The organism is Priestia sp. JSM ZJ58, from assembly GCF_044383985.1.
GTDB lineage: Bacteria > Bacillota > Bacilli > Bacillales > Bacillaceae_H > Priestia > Priestia zanthoxyli.
Map to the genome: position 1 here is coordinate 1,025,819 of NZ_JBISEM010000001.1, position 13,829 is coordinate 1,039,647.

Here is a 13,829-nt window from a genome sequence, read left to right on the forward strand (position 1 = left end):
GGAACGTACATGAAGCGAAAGTGGATTAGCCTTTTAGCCCTGATTTTTATTGTGGGAGCATGTATAGGAGGAGTAAAGATTTATCAAAACGCCGCAACGGAGCATCAATACGGGATCATCCCAAAAGAAGCAAAAAAAGTGGACGACTATGGACGAGTTCAATATACCATTTCAGTAATAAACGAAAAAGGACAAACAACTTTTCAAACGTTTACGACGATTAAACAGTTAAAAGAAGGAACGGTTATTGACCTTTTTGTTCGAGGTAACGAAGTTCGGAAATATGACATTATAACAAAAAATGAGCTGCCGCAGCGGGTGAAAAGCGTGTGGCCTACAAAAGAACGAAAGGAGGAAGGGAAATGAGTATTGTCCTTGAAGGGAAAAATGTAACCAAAACGTTTGGATCAAGAGGAAACGTATACGAAGCGCTACAAGGAATTGATTTTACAATCGAAGAAGGAGAGTTTGTCGGTATTATGGGACCATCTGGAGCGGGAAAAACGACGCTGATGAACATTCTTTCAACGATTGACCGTCCCACAGATGGCGAGGTATGGATTCAAGGAGAAAACGTAGCGCTCATGAAAGATAAGAAGCTGTCTGCTTTCAGACGCAATCATCTAGGATTTATTTTTCAAGATTATAATTTACTGGATACGTTAACAGTAAAAGAAAATATTCTTCTGCCGCTTACGGTTACAAAAATGTCTAAGAAAGAAATGGAAGCGAAGCTGAAAGACACCGCAACGCGACTAGGCATCTATGAGCTGGCGGGTAAGTACCCGTATGAGATTTCTGGTGGACAAAAACAGCGCGTTGCAGCAGCGAGAGCAATTATTACGAATCCAGCCGTTATTTTCGCCGATGAACCTACCGGAGCTCTTGATTCCAAGGCCGCTTCAAGCCTGCTTGAAAAGATGTCCCAGTTAAATCAAGAAGACCGTGCCACCATTATTATGGTGACGCATGATCCGCTGGCTTCAAGCTACTGCAGCCGCGTGCTGTTTATTAAAGACGGACAAATTTACACGGAGCTGTTTAAAGGCGAACAAACGAGACAAGAATTTTTCAAACGAATTATGAACATTCAAGGCGCATTAGGCGGTGAAGGCTATGACCGTATTTGATCTTGTTAAAAAGAATATGCGCAAAAATATTAGTCGGTACAGCCTTTATTTCTTTTCAATGATTTTTAGTATTGTTGTGTACTATGTGTTTGCTACGCTTCAGTACGACCAATCGATTTCAAAAGTGATTGGAGAAGAGATGAGGCTGCAGGGCATTTTTAATGCTTCAAATTACGTTTTGCTTACTTTTATTGTTGTCTTTATTTGGTACACAAACTCATTTTTTATCAGACAGCGTAAGAGAGAGCTCGGACTGTATCATTTAGTCGGTATTGAAAAACGTACGATTGGGAAAATGATTTTCTACGAGAATATGCTGCTGGGGATTTTTTCTTTGGTGGTCGGTATTTTACTAGGTACCGTGTTTTCAAGGCTGTTTGTGCTGTTTTTACTAAAGCTTATGGGACTGTCGTTTTCTATTACGCTCACATTTTCTCTTCAAGCGGTTTTGAAAACAGCCGTAGTGTTTTTGATTGTTACCATTTTTATCTCGTTTCAAGGCTATTTTATTATGTACCGCTATACGCTATTAGATTTGTTTCAAGCAGAAAGCAAAAGTGAACGCGTAAATAAAATGAATTCGAAACGCTCAATTGCAGTGGGAGGACTGGGTATCTTACTCGTTGGCTATGGGTACTACCTTTCATCGGGAAACATTGTGACGCCTAATTTTTTTCTAATTGTAGCCGTTGTACTGTTCTCGGTCATTTTCGGTACATTTTTACTTTTTAAAGCCACAATTGAGTGGCTGATGGGACTTTACCGAGAGCATGCAAGCCGATATTATTCGTTTGCAAATATGCTAAGCGTTTCTACGATGATGTATCGCATTAAAGCAAATGCACGAGTGTTAACCCTAATTACGATTTTGTCGGCTACTACACTTGTAGCAGTTGGTGTGACGTATTCCTCGTACTATAACACAAAAGCCGATGCCAGAAGCATGCAGCCTTATGACTATACGCTGCACAGTAAAAACGCAGCGCAAGGCTTTATGGATGTACTGCGTGAGTTAGATATCCAATCAAATCAGTATGTCTATCATATCGTGAAGCATTCCGCTGATTTATCGGATTTTCGATTTATTACATCGGGCTACTATAAAGATAGGGAACAAATCAGCTTTTTAGATGAAGAAGAAGTGCGGAAAAATGGCGTTTCGGTTCCTGCGCTAAGCGCAAATGAAACCGTTATTTTTGATTCAATGGCAAAAGGAAAAGTGTTTAAGCCTAGTACAGGTAAAACCGCAGCTGTGCAGCTGAAGGAATCAGAACAGCTTGCTTTAAAAGTCGTTAAATCCGAGCCTTTGCTCATTCTTGATTCTGACAGTGCCGGCTATCAGTTTGTAGTCAATCACGACACGTTTATCAAACTTTCAAAGGCTGGAAAAAAGCAAGCGGTGTACGTATTTAATACCGATGATGGAAACAAACAAAACGAACTTACTAAGAACTATCATCAAATCGCAAAAGAAGCTGGAGAAAGCCGTACTTCATACTATGATGTGTTTCAGGCAGGCTTAATGAGTAAAGGATTGTTTATTTTTATTGGAGGATTTTTAGGGCTCGTCTTTTTGATGGCAACGGGCAGTATTATTTATTTTAAGCAAATCTCCGAAGCCGAACAAGAGAGCAAAAGATTTGAAGTACTGCGCAAGCTTGGGTTTTCAGTGTCTCAAATGATGAGCGCCGTTCGAAAGCAGCAGCTGTTTACGTTTGGTTTGCCTTTAGTAATTGGCATCTTGCACAGTCTATTTGCGCTGAAGGTCATTACGAATCTAACCGGTGAAAGTCTGATCGTTCCTGTTTTAATAGCGGATGCAGTATACGGGGTTATTTATTTCATTTTCTACTGGCTGACAATGAATTACTATCGAATGGTAATAAAGCGACTGTAAAGAAAAGACTGTTTCGATCAAAGAAACAGTCTTTTTTTGTTAAAAAAATAAAAGGTATGGAGTAGCGAAAACCTGAATATAAAAAAGGGTATATAAAAACTAGAGAGTTGTATAGGAGGGGAAAGATGTGAAAGCAGATGCTGTGTTTGAAGGGGGAGGAGTTCGAGGAATCGCATTCACCGGTGCGATTGAAGCGATGGAAGAAAGCAATGTAGAATGGCAGCGTCTAGCAGGTACGTCAGCCGGAGCGTTGATTGCGGCACTTTTGGCGAGCGGCTATAAAAGCGGGGAAATTCGCAAGGAGCTTCAAAACATGGACTATGCCAAGTTTCGCGGAAAAACGATCATTAACCGAATTCCTCTCATTGGCAACTTGATTGAACTGATGGTTCATTTAGGTTTTTATAAAAATGATTATTTGGAAAAATGGGTGTACGGTCTGCTGCGTGAAAAAGGAATCGAAACGTTTGCAGATTTGCCTGCAGATAAGCTGAAAATTATTGCCTCAGATATTTCGAACGGACAGATGCTTGTGCTCCCTGACGATTTGCCCCGATACGGAATGCAGCCAAGCGATATGAAGATTTCACAAGCCGTGATGATGAGTGCGTCCATTCCTTTTTTCTTTCGTCCCGTCATTTGGAAATCCAAAGGGTTCAAGAGGTCATACATTGTCGATGGAGCGCTTTTAAGCAATTTTCCGATTTGGCTGTTTGATACGGAGCATCCGCGTTTCCCGACGTTTGGTTTTCGATTTGTAAAAGAAGAAATTGATACAGCTGCTATTATTCCAACACCTGTCCATTTATTTAAAAGCATGTTTACAACGATGCTGCAAGCTCACGATTTGCGGTATTTGAACGCGGAGACAAAAGAACGAACCGTACAAATTCCAACGGGTGTGATTACGGCAACGGATTTTGCATTAAAAGAAGAAGAAATCGAGTTTTTATATGAATCTGGTTATATATCAGCAAAGCGCTTTTTAGAAAAGTGGGATTTTGAACAGCATAAAATGAATCGGACCGAACGTCCGCTGACGCGAAGGAAGCTCCTGTAACAGGAGCTTTTCTACGGCTGTTTTAAAATGTTGACTTCCACAGCCTCGCCTTTTGCGGGAACAGAATACTGAACGCTTTTGTCTTTTTTGAGCCATGCTTTAACGAGCTGTCCTTTTTTGTATGTTTGATCATCTGCAACTTTTACATAAATAGGCTGTACATCGCTAGAACCAAGTATTTCTTTGGTTGTATAGTCAAGCGCGGTATCTCGCGGAATGACGTTTGCAATGAGAATTTCATTCTGTTTCACTTGTAAAATTCGCCCTTGAACTAAATAGCCGGCCGGCTTTTTTGACTGCTCGGCGTTATCCGAACAGCCGCTTAAACAAATAAAAAAGAGAAGAAAAAGTGCAGCTGATTGAACGGTAAACTTCATAAAATCTCCTTTCCGTTTTAACATGACTACCATTATAGCGCGTTTGACCATTTCTTTTCCAGTTTTCGGAGAAAGCAAGAGGTAATCATTGACGTTATTTCAGCGCGCGTGATATGTTTTAACTCATAAACGCTATATTACTAGAAGCTATGCTTAGTACGGGAGGTCCTTGTATGGATGTTACCTTTTTAACCAATGTTATTCGACATATATTAGAACGAGATAATTTTGTCATAGACTTTGAAGAATCAGACGAACAGAATATTCATTTTTGGCATCGAGACGAGCCGTTTCGCCTTTTTATTTCAGAGCAAACGGAGGATTATTTAGTATGGACCGTGTTTGAAAATGAAAAAGAACAGTGGAGCGGCAAGACATTTCTTCAAGAAGTGACGAATACGTGTAAAGACTGCAGTGAGCCAATCACACACTGGATTTATAAAGATGGAGGCAAAGCAGGTTATTGCGATCGTTGTCTTCAAACGTTTGGAAATGCGTATTTTACCAATGCTGATGATATCAAGCAAAACCTTCATTTAATTGACGGTTCTATTTGTTTTATTACCGATGAAACCGGAAGCGACTGGTGGATTGCATATGAAGGATTCAAACGAGTAATTGCAAGATTAGAAGAAAATCCCAATCAGAAAGTCGAAATGTACAAGCCTGAATATCCCGTCTTTAAATGGGAAATACATTTTCTAGAGGAAAACAATTCTGCTAGCTTTAAGTTCAAAGATGACTTTGCATCTGGAATTGTACCGAAGGGAAGAATACTCTAACATCCTTGTTATAAGGGTGTTTTTTCTTATAATGGGAAGTTTTTTTGAAAAAAATAATTAATTTAGGTTAAAAAGAAGGAATTAAAGGGTAAAGAGTAGAAGATATATCACTATAGGAAGAATGGGGGAAATAATTATGACAACTACAACAAATTTAACACTGGGGTACAAAATGTACACGATTGATTTTAGCCGTCCAACGCAGTCTAACGAGGCACTGCTTGATTTCTTTAAAGATGTGCAGCACAGACAGGGAAATAATGCAGAAAGCTTTTCTAAAACATTAATGGAAATTGAAGAAATCAAAACAAAATATGTAGATCATGAAATTGTCCTGCTGGCTAAATCGCTTGAACAGCAAATAAGCCGCTCAAATGCAGAAAAACTTGAGGTCTGATAATCACCAGAAATGGTCGATTTATCAGACCTTTTTTATTTTTATCGATGTAGCTCTGTCTCCGTGGCTGCTCTTTAGCCACGGAGACAGAGCTAGACCTAAGCGGAAGTTGTCCTCCCTTGCGGGCTGCCAACTTCCGCATAGGTGGACCTTTTTGGGGGAATTCAAGGGGTCAGGGAATCTGGTAGCGTAGGTTTTTGGTCGACGTTAAAATGCTGTACATTTCTCAGGACGTTTGATTTCATCAAAAGTTGTAGATGAATAGACTATTAAGTCGTTGGAGGCGTTATATGGTTGGAATTTGCAGCTGGAAGTGTGCAGTGAGTGGAATAAGTATTGCGAGTGTCTACAGTAAGCAGCCGTCGTGGCAGCGGGAGTGTTATTTGGTGACACCTGGTAAAGTTTATTATGAGTCGTGCTATCAAGGGTACGGAGAGTTTGCGGGAATGGATATTTTTTGTTTGATGAGAGAAAGCGGAGCGGAGCAAGAAGACAGTGAAGGGATAGCGGTTTTGAAGCCTAAGATTGTGCTGGCGAAGTATTACAGCGGACAGCGTTATGAAGAACTGCCGGAATCAGAGCCGTGTCCGCACGGAGGCTATTTTTTTGAAGGGTGGAAGGAAGGATAGCGAATATACATAAAAGCTGTAGAGATATCTCTACAGCTTGTTATTAACGTCTTGTTTCATCGACAGATTGTTCTAAGTCACTTACTTCTTGCGTAATTGTATTTAATTCTTCTTGCACCGCTTCAGCTTCAAGAACAGGATCTTGAACGATTTCTGTCGTTTCAAGCTCTTCTGCTGCAGCCGTTTCTGCAAGCGGCTGTTCTTTAGCAGTGCGCAGAGACTTCACTTTGTTGACAACTTGCGAAGATTGTTCGGAGACTTTTTGTGAAAGACGAGCCGTGCGCTGTTTGAGGTCTTGGCCTTTTGCATATACCGTTTCTTTCACTTGACCTGTTTTAGCAAGTGCTTGATTCGCTCCGTCTTGAATAGAAGCACGCAGCTCTTTTCCTGACTTTGGCGCTACTAGTAAAGCTGTTGTTACACCCACTACGCTGCCTACTAAAGTGCCGACTAATAACTCTTTGCTTCCACCTTTTGTTTCTTTACCCACTGTTTCTTTTACGTTTTCTTTTGTCATGACATTTCCTCCTTTTATAATATGTAATATGAAGGGTTTACCATTTTGTTGAATACTTCCTGTAAAACGCAAATGATTCGCTAAAAAAATCTGCAAGTGCCGTCGGACGCTCGTACAGGCTGGTGAAATTTGATTGTATATAGTATTCAACCACCTGACAGAAAAACCTTCTTTTCTGCTATAAAAACAGAAAAAAACTTATCTATAAAATCCGACACAAGAAAACGACAACATTCGTTCTTTGGTAGCATTTTCACTTGAAATTTTATATCATAGAGGGCAAGGGGAATACGTTCTCTTTTTTTAAATGCTGGAGGGATTGAAGAAATGGCTGAATCGAAGTACAGAACGATTTTAGAAGCAAAATCTGGAGAGTTAGAAGCATTAAAAGACAAAGCAATCAAAGACAGCTGGCAGCCGATTTATCATATTCATCCACAGTACGGGCTGATGAATGATCCAAACGGATTGATTCAATTAAACGGTGAATATCACGTGTTTTATCAGTGGTATCCGTACGGTGCGATGCATGGAATGAAGCACTGGGCTCATGTGAAATCTACGGATTTAGTAACGTGGGAACGCCTTCCGGTTGCGTTAACGCCAACGGAAGAATATGAATCGCACGGCGCATACTCAGGCGGCGCGATTGAAAAAGATGGTCAAGGGCTGCTGTTTTATACGGGGAATGTAAAATACGAAGACGGCTCACGTTCTGCTAATCAGTGTATCGCGATGCTAAACAGGGATGGAAGTGTAGAAAAATACACGCATAATCCAGCGGTACGAGGCGTTCCTGATGGGTATACAGGACATGTGCGCGATCCGAAAGTATGGAAAGAAAATGATACATATTATATGCTGCTAGGCGCTCAGCGTGAAAACGAAACGGGCGCATTAATTGTGTATGAATCAAGCGATGCGCTTCAGTGGTCATTTAAAGGCGAAGTTAAAACATCGCTTCCTGACTTTGGCTATATGTGGGAGTGCCCGGATTACTTTAAACTGGACGGAAAAGATGTGTTTGTCTTTTCACCGCAAGGAATCAAAGCGGAGGGCCACGATTTTCATAATATTTATAATGTGATTTACGCGGTGGGAACATTTGATGTGGAAAGTTTAACGTTTGAAATGGAGTATTACCGTGAAATTGATAAAGGGTTTGACTTTTATGCACCGCAAACGTTCCAAGATGAAAGCGGACGTCGCTTGCTGTTTGCATGGATTGGAAACCCGGACGTTGACTATCCATCAGACGAATACGGATGGGCCCATGCGTTAACGCTTCCTCGTGAGCTTTCCCTTGAAGGTAATGAACTTGTTCAAAAGCCTGTAGAAGAGTTAAATAAGCTTCGAGATCAAGCGGTTCATTTTAGAGGAACGCTAAAAAATGAAGAAGTGATTATTGATGAAGCAACAAACAATGCCTATGAAATCAATATGACGTTCCGCGAGATAGGGGCCAAACAGTTTGGTTTAGAGCTGTTTAATAGTAAAGAAGAAGAGCTTCGCCTTGTGTTTGATACAGAAAAGCAAGAAGTGAGACTCGACCGCTCTTCATTCCACCATCAATATGCAACGGAATACGGTGTCGTTCGCTCTGAAAAATGGACGGCGTCAAATGAAGTCGATGTTCGCGTATTTGTCGACAAAAGCATTGTCGAAATTTATATAAACGGCGGTAAAATTGTCTTCACTTCCCGCGTATTCCCGAAAAAAGATTCTAAATCAGCTGTAAATGTATTTGCAGAGGGATCTGTGGACTACCGTATTGATTATTACGGTATGTCGCGCGGTATTTAATATAATAAATAAGAAAAGCCAATGAAGATCATTCATTGGCTTTTTGGTTTCTATAAAAATAAGATACAAATACAAGAAGCAACTAAATGAGGAACAGCTGCAATAATAAAACGTTTCATCCATTCTGTATCCTCTCGCTGCCGGACCGGGGTAAAGTAAGGTCCTCTCGTTTCAAATCGAAATGTATCCAGTAAGGTTACGAGTGCAATTGCCGTAAGTAATATGCCAAGAGGGCCTGAAATATAGTAAATATACTGCCAGTTGCCTGCTGTAATAGAAATGATAATCACAATAATTAAAGATATAATGCCAGATATTAATCCTGTTTTCAAACTCAAAATCTCCTTACATCCAGTTTTTGCTTATCTATTTTACCATAACCGAATGAAGGTTTGTATATACGGCTCGGGGCGGATATTTACTTCTTAATTAACCTTCTATGTAAGTATCTTCTCGTATAAAATGAGTTTCCTAGCAAAAGCAGTGTCCCTAGAATCCAGCCGGCTGCAGGGGAATAAGGAAAGATATTTTTTATGCGTCAATCTGAGCGTTTCTTTCCTGTTTATCACGCAGTTGCATCACCATACTCACAAATCCAACGCTTACGATGATGATTGCCGCCGTTAAAAAAGTCGTCTGAGCACCTGCAAGCTTTACGACCATGCCTCCAAGAAGAGGAGCAGTAAGTAAAACGGCACTCGTTAAGGTGTTAATGAATCCGTACACTTTTCCGAGGTGTTCCTTGTCGCTATATGCTTGAACGATATAGTTAAACAGCAGTAAATTAAGCCCAACTCCGGCCCCTCCAATAGGTGCAGCAATCAAAATAAAATAGCGTGACATAACGGCTGGGTTAAAGCAGCTAATGAAAAATAAAGCCCCTCCAAATAGAAGCAGTCCAAGTGATAAAAGCCTAAATGGATGATGAACGTGTTTTTTTCGATTAAGATACACTCCTGTTGCTAGCGCTCCTATCCCGATTCCAGAAAGCAGCCAGCCGAGCATTTCCGGGTTATGAGGGAGCACATCTCGAAGAAAGATGCTAATTTGAGCGTCAACAAGCATGACGACAAAGTATGAAACGTGAAACAAAACAACGACACGTAAAAGAATTGGGTGCTGAAAAACGAGTTTCCAGCCGTTTGAGTACGTTTCTTTCGGTTGATGGGAAGAACGAGCAGCTTGCCCTTGAATATTTTTACCTGCTTTTTTAAGTGAAAACAGTACGCCGATAGAAATCATACAAGCTGCGGCGTTAACTAAAATACATGCTTTAGGTGTTGTAAACGTCAGCGCGGCGGCTCCGAGAAACGGTCCCACAACTTTGGCAATTTGAAACATAATGTTTTGTAAAGTAGAGGCCTGCAGCAGCTGGTCTTCTTTGACCACTTCTCGAACGCAAGCGAGCTGTGCGGGCACTTTCATAACAGAACTCATAGAGCGCAGCGTCAGCACCCCTAGTGCCAAAAGCGGTTCATTTGTGAAAAATAACAGACATGTAAACAGAAGACGGACTAGTTCAGACAGAAACATCAGCTGTACTTTATTGTAGCGGTCTGCTAAATTTCCAGCTGCTTGACTTAGCAGGATGCTAGGCAAAGCGTACGCGACAGGAATAAGCGTAATCCAGAGGGAATTTGCGTGCCACACGTATGTAAAAAGCGTCATCACCGCAAACATATCAAATAAATCTCCGAAGCTTGCCGCAGTACTTGAAATAAATAATTTTTTATAAGAAGAATTAGCAAACAGCTTTTCTTTTTTCAATACTTTCATTCCTTTATGTGTTGTTCGTAAAAAATAATCGCATCTTCAATAAATTGAAGGACTTCGCTGTCAATAGGATAGAGATTAAGTGAACTGGATGCCTCAGGAGATTTGCGAATATCCCAAAAGGCTTTCTCTAAATCGGTATGAGGGCCAAATAGCTCACTTGATAAAAGCAGTATATCCGCCGCAATCAGCTGGCCATCTTCAGACTGTGGTGCACGCTGATGCTTTAAACACAGCTGAATTCGTTTAATGATGCTGATCCATTTATCAGCACTCTCATTCTCCAGTTTAGGCATATCACGCTGCAGAATCTCACTTTCTTCTATTGAAAGCAGATCAGTCCAGCTGCTTTGTGTAGTAGGCTGATTGTGAACTAAAGGAAGGAGCTGCTTCCAGTTTAGTTCACCTTCTATTTTTATACTGTTGCGAAGAGTGTGGGTGTGTTCTAAAGCTCGCTGAATTTCTGAAGCTTTTTGCTGAAGTTTTTGCTGATGAATCGCTAAAAGTTCATCAATACTTACTTGATGAAGAATAAGTTCAATATCTCGCAAAGGAACGGCTAAGTTTTTTAACAGGGTAATTTTCTCTAGTGTGACTAAGTCCGTTTCTGAGTAGGAGCGTTTTCCATTTTCGGCTTTTGACGATGGATGAAGCAATCCGATTTGATCGTAGTAACGAAGCGTACGCACCGTGAGTCCTAATTTTTTAGCGGCTTGCCCCGTAGAAAAATAAATCATGTTTAATCCCTCCAAAAAAATGCTTGCAGGTAACGTTACGTCACCTTTTACACTGAATATAGGTAAAAGGGAGGCGAAGTAAATTGAAACAACAAAATCAAGGATTATGGACAATAAAATCATTTGTAATTATGCTAGTCGTTACGTTTATTGGTGTTCCTGTTTTCATTGAAGGAGCATTGCAGCACGTTTTCCAGTCGCTATTTAAAAGTGAGCTCTATGCTGGAACAGCTACTGGATTTGTTATGGCAACTGTGTTTTTATCAGCTCTGTATTGGCTGATGGTGCAGGATGGTGATAGAAAAATTGGTTTTCAATCGTTTTCAAAACGTCACTGGCCGCTCATTCTTTTTTGGCTTTTTGTGCTGATCTTAGGAAGTGTGGCAATTGTTGTACTCATGGAATGGTTTGGTATGACGTATGAAAATAAAAAAACAGCCAGTTTACAGCATGACCTGTCGCTGTTTTCATTTATACTTGCTTTTGTTTCAGCCGCTGTGATCTCACCTTTTTATGAAGAGATTATTTACCGAGGTTTTTTTTATACGTGGCTGAAACGTAAAGGAGGGATTGTATTTGGAATGGCGGGAAGTTCGTTTATCTTTATGCTGGTGCATATTCCAACGTACAATACCTTGCCCGTTAACTTTTTTTCAGGTCTCGTATTCGCTTGGGTGTACGAAAAAACAAAGTCGTTGCTTCCTAGTATGATCATCCACGCTTGTTTTAATGGAATTGCCGTGATTTTAACGGCGGCAGCTTAATGTAGTTTCGATAATGGGTAAGCTATGATTTATCTTACCATATTATGTCTACTGAAGAAGCTAATTACAAAAAATAAGCAGAAATGAACAAAAAAACTGCTAGAAGCACTGCCTGTTCCTAACAGTTTTTTGTATATGCACGCACGCTCAAGGCTTGTCTTAAAGTGCACATTAAGGTGTATGATAATAGTGACTATAAACAGAAATAAAAAGGAGAGGGTATCGATGCAATATCGAAAGCTTGGAACAACAGGTCTGGAAGTATCAAATTTATGTCTAGGTACTATGGCGTTTGGACGATGGATTGACGAAAAAGCGTCGGCAGCTATTTTACATAGCGCCATTGACAACGGAATTAACTTCATTGACACAGCCAACTATTACGGAAAAGGGCAGGATGAAGAGTTTAGATATGGCACAGGGGAATCTGAAGAAATAATTGGACGTGCGTTAAAAGGAAAAAGAGATGATGTGGTGCTTGCGACAAAAGTCGGAATTGCCGTAGGAAAAGGCAAAAACGATAAAGGTCTTTCGCGCAGTCATATTATGAGAGAAGTGGATAATCAGCTGCGACGACTACAGACGGACTATATTGATCTTTATCAAGTTCATCTTTTTGATCCGAATACACCTATGGAAGAAACGCTTCGCACGCTAGATGATTTAGTTCGGCAAGGAAAGGTCCGTTATATTGGCTGTTCCAATTATGCCGCATGGCAAATTGCAAAGTCTCATCATATTAGTGACAACATGAACCTTGAAAAATTTATTTCTGTTCAGCCTCAGTACAATCTTCTCTCTCGTGAAATTGAACAAGAGCTCCTGCCGTTTAGTCAATCTGAAGGTGTAGGCGTCATGGTATACAGTCCGTTAGCGCGCGGCATGCTTTCAGGAAAATATAAAACACCAAATGACGTGCCGCCAGAAAGCCGCGCTGCGCATGGTGAAAAGCTGTTGCGAAACTACTTTACCGACCGAAACTTTCAGCTGGTGGAGCAGTATCGCAAGTTAGCAGAACAAAATGAAGTAAGCTTGTCTCAGTTTGCTCTTGCGTGGGTGCTAAATCAGCCCGCTGTAACATCAAGCATTATCGGAGCTAGTAAATTGCATCACGTAGCGGTTGAAATCAGCGATTGGACCTGGTCAGAAGAGCTGTTGAATACCGTAAATTCACTGTATTAATAAAAAATCCGCAGGTGCACCTGCGGATTTTTGTGTTTAAATTTTAATTTCTTTTTGCATTATTTTTGCTTCCAGCGAGTCGTACAAAGCGAGCTTATAGTTAATTTGTTCAAGGTATTTAAACGTTTTGGCCATTTCTTCTTCTACCGCCTCTTTATGATGAAGCATCATGTTTTTTCGTTCTTTAATCGTACTTTCGCCTTGTTTATAGAGCTCTACATAGCGCTTGATTTCAGCAAGCGGCATGCCCGTTGAGCGAAGAGCTAAGATAAAACGGATCCATTCAACATTTGTATCATTATAGAGGCGCTTTCCGTTTTCATCACGTTCTATAAAAGGGAGGATTCCTTCTTTTTCATAGTAGCGTAAAGTTGGTGCGGAAAGCCCGGTTTTTTTATTCATTTCTTTCATGCTATAAGACAAGATTGTTCACTCCCACTTGTGAATCGTAAAGCTTACTTTAAGATATATGATAATCGATAGTTGAACGTTTTATCAAATTCTTTTTCAGTTATTTTTTAAAAAAATGGAACTTTTATACATTTTGTCCGTAATAACAAGTAGACAATAAGAAACTTACTGTAAAAGGTTAAGTAAAGGGGATAGAGTAATGAAAAAAATAAAATGGATTAGTTTTATCCTGCTGCTAATTTCAAGCGGAGTGTTTTTTATCAATCATCAGTACGCCATTTTACTAGCGGCTTGGACCGTTTACGGAATGGCTTTATCAATCCTGGTTTATTTCTTTTCATACGGCATGAGTGATTCAAATCAGGAATAA

Annotated in this window: 17 protein-coding genes; 11 read left to right on the forward strand and 6 right to left on the reverse strand. The window is 40.3% G+C overall.

Annotated elements, in window-relative coordinates:
- The first annotated feature begins 9 nt into the window (after positions 1 to 9).
- From ACH6EI_RS05215 to ACH6EI_RS05230, 4 genes are all read left to right on the forward strand, one after another.
- Complete coding sequence (locus ACH6EI_RS05215) at positions 10 to 366, forward strand: YxeA family protein (RefSeq protein WP_028414983.1); 357 nt, start codon at positions 10 to 12, stop codon at positions 364 to 366.
- Entirely contained in the window at positions 363 to 1,130 is a 768-nt protein-coding gene (locus ACH6EI_RS05220; RefSeq protein ID WP_028414982.1) for an ABC transporter ATP-binding protein, read from the forward strand. The genes ACH6EI_RS05215 and ACH6EI_RS05220 overlap by 4 nt, the downstream gene beginning before the upstream one ends.
- Positions 1,117 to 3,027: an ABC transporter permease gene (locus ACH6EI_RS05225; protein ID WP_099331232.1), complete on the forward strand. Its 1,911-nt coding sequence runs from the start codon at positions 1,117 to 1,119 to the stop codon at positions 3,025 to 3,027. The genes ACH6EI_RS05220 and ACH6EI_RS05225 overlap by 14 nt, the downstream gene beginning before the upstream one ends.
- Before the next feature lie 127 nt (positions 3,028 to 3,154).
- Entirely contained in the window at positions 3,155 to 4,087 is a 933-nt protein-coding gene (locus tag ACH6EI_RS05230; RefSeq protein ID WP_028414980.1) for a patatin-like phospholipase family protein, read from the forward strand.
- 11 nt (positions 4,088 to 4,098) lie between these two features.
- Here the strand turns inward: ACH6EI_RS05230 and ACH6EI_RS05235 are convergent, their stop codons facing one another.
- The gene (locus ACH6EI_RS05235; protein WP_028414979.1) at positions 4,099 to 4,464 is read right to left on the reverse strand and encodes a DUF3221 domain-containing protein; all 366 of its coding nucleotides are present in this window, start codon (positions 4,462 to 4,464) and stop codon (positions 4,099 to 4,101) included.
- Positions 4,465 to 4,637: 173 nt separating this feature from the next.
- On the opposite strand from ACH6EI_RS05235, the gene ACH6EI_RS05240 reads away from it, so the two are divergent.
- From ACH6EI_RS05240 to ACH6EI_RS05250, 3 genes are all read left to right on the forward strand, one after another.
- Positions 4,638 to 5,246 (forward strand): hypothetical protein, encoded by a 609-nt coding sequence (locus ACH6EI_RS05240; RefSeq protein ID WP_028414978.1) that lies wholly within the window; start codon positions 4,638 to 4,640, stop codon positions 5,244 to 5,246.
- Between the two features lie 136 nt (positions 5,247 to 5,382).
- Positions 5,383 to 5,643, forward strand: a complete 261-nt coding sequence (locus ACH6EI_RS05245) for a hypothetical protein (RefSeq protein ID WP_016765166.1) — start codon at positions 5,383 to 5,385, stop codon at positions 5,641 to 5,643.
- 290 nt (positions 5,644 to 5,933) lie between these two features.
- Positions 5,934 to 6,272: a hypothetical protein gene (locus ACH6EI_RS05250; RefSeq protein ID WP_028414977.1), complete on the forward strand. Its 339-nt coding sequence runs from the start codon at positions 5,934 to 5,936 to the stop codon at positions 6,270 to 6,272.
- A gap of 43 nt (positions 6,273 to 6,315) precedes the next feature.
- On the opposite strand, the gene ACH6EI_RS05255 is transcribed toward ACH6EI_RS05250, so the two are convergent.
- Positions 6,316 to 6,789: a YtxH domain-containing protein gene (locus tag ACH6EI_RS05255; protein ID WP_013058548.1), complete on the reverse strand. Its 474-nt coding sequence runs from the start codon at positions 6,787 to 6,789 to the stop codon at positions 6,316 to 6,318.
- A gap of 327 nt (positions 6,790 to 7,116) precedes the next feature.
- On the opposite strand from ACH6EI_RS05255, the gene ACH6EI_RS05260 reads away from it, so the two are divergent.
- A complete protein-coding gene (locus ACH6EI_RS05260; protein ID WP_034328185.1) occupies positions 7,117 to 8,592 on the forward strand; it encodes a glycoside hydrolase family 32 protein in 1,476 nt (491 codons plus the stop codon).
- Positions 8,593 to 8,642: 50 nt separating this feature from the next.
- On the opposite strand, the gene ACH6EI_RS05265 is transcribed toward ACH6EI_RS05260, so the two are convergent.
- From ACH6EI_RS05265 to ACH6EI_RS05275, 3 genes are all read right to left on the reverse strand, one after another.
- Positions 8,643 to 8,924 (reverse strand): hypothetical protein, encoded by a 282-nt coding sequence (locus tag ACH6EI_RS05265; RefSeq protein ID WP_028414975.1) that lies wholly within the window; start codon positions 8,922 to 8,924, stop codon positions 8,643 to 8,645.
- 199 nt (positions 8,925 to 9,123) lie between these two features.
- Complete coding sequence (locus ACH6EI_RS05270) at positions 9,124 to 10,368, reverse strand: MFS transporter (protein WP_224980474.1); 1,245 nt, start codon at positions 10,366 to 10,368, stop codon at positions 9,124 to 9,126.
- Positions 10,365 to 11,102: a MerR family transcriptional regulator gene (locus ACH6EI_RS05275; protein WP_028414973.1), complete on the reverse strand. Its 738-nt coding sequence runs from the start codon at positions 11,100 to 11,102 to the stop codon at positions 10,365 to 10,367. The genes ACH6EI_RS05270 and ACH6EI_RS05275 overlap by 4 nt, the downstream gene beginning before the upstream one ends.
- Positions 11,103 to 11,185: 83 nt before the next feature.
- Between ACH6EI_RS05275 and ACH6EI_RS05280 the strand changes: the two genes are divergently transcribed.
- Both ACH6EI_RS05280 and ACH6EI_RS05285 read left to right on the forward strand, forming a co-directional pair.
- Complete coding sequence (locus ACH6EI_RS05280) at positions 11,186 to 11,866, forward strand: CPBP family intramembrane glutamic endopeptidase (protein WP_028414972.1); 681 nt, start codon at positions 11,186 to 11,188, stop codon at positions 11,864 to 11,866.
- 225 nt (positions 11,867 to 12,091) lie between these two features.
- Complete coding sequence (locus ACH6EI_RS05285; RefSeq protein ID WP_397376919.1) at positions 12,092 to 13,048, forward strand: aldo/keto reductase; 957 nt, start codon at positions 12,092 to 12,094, stop codon at positions 13,046 to 13,048.
- Between the two features lie 36 nt (positions 13,049 to 13,084).
- Here the strand turns inward: ACH6EI_RS05285 and ACH6EI_RS05290 are convergent, their stop codons facing one another.
- On the reverse strand, positions 13,085 to 13,471 hold the full coding sequence (locus ACH6EI_RS05290) for a MerR family transcriptional regulator (RefSeq protein WP_013058539.1): 387 nt from the start codon (positions 13,469 to 13,471) through the stop codon (positions 13,085 to 13,087).
- Between the two features lie 187 nt (positions 13,472 to 13,658).
- Between ACH6EI_RS05290 and ACH6EI_RS05295 the strand changes: the two genes are divergently transcribed.
- Positions 13,659 to 13,829, forward strand: a complete 171-nt coding sequence (locus ACH6EI_RS05295) for a hypothetical protein (protein ID WP_014458715.1) — start codon at positions 13,659 to 13,661, stop codon at positions 13,827 to 13,829.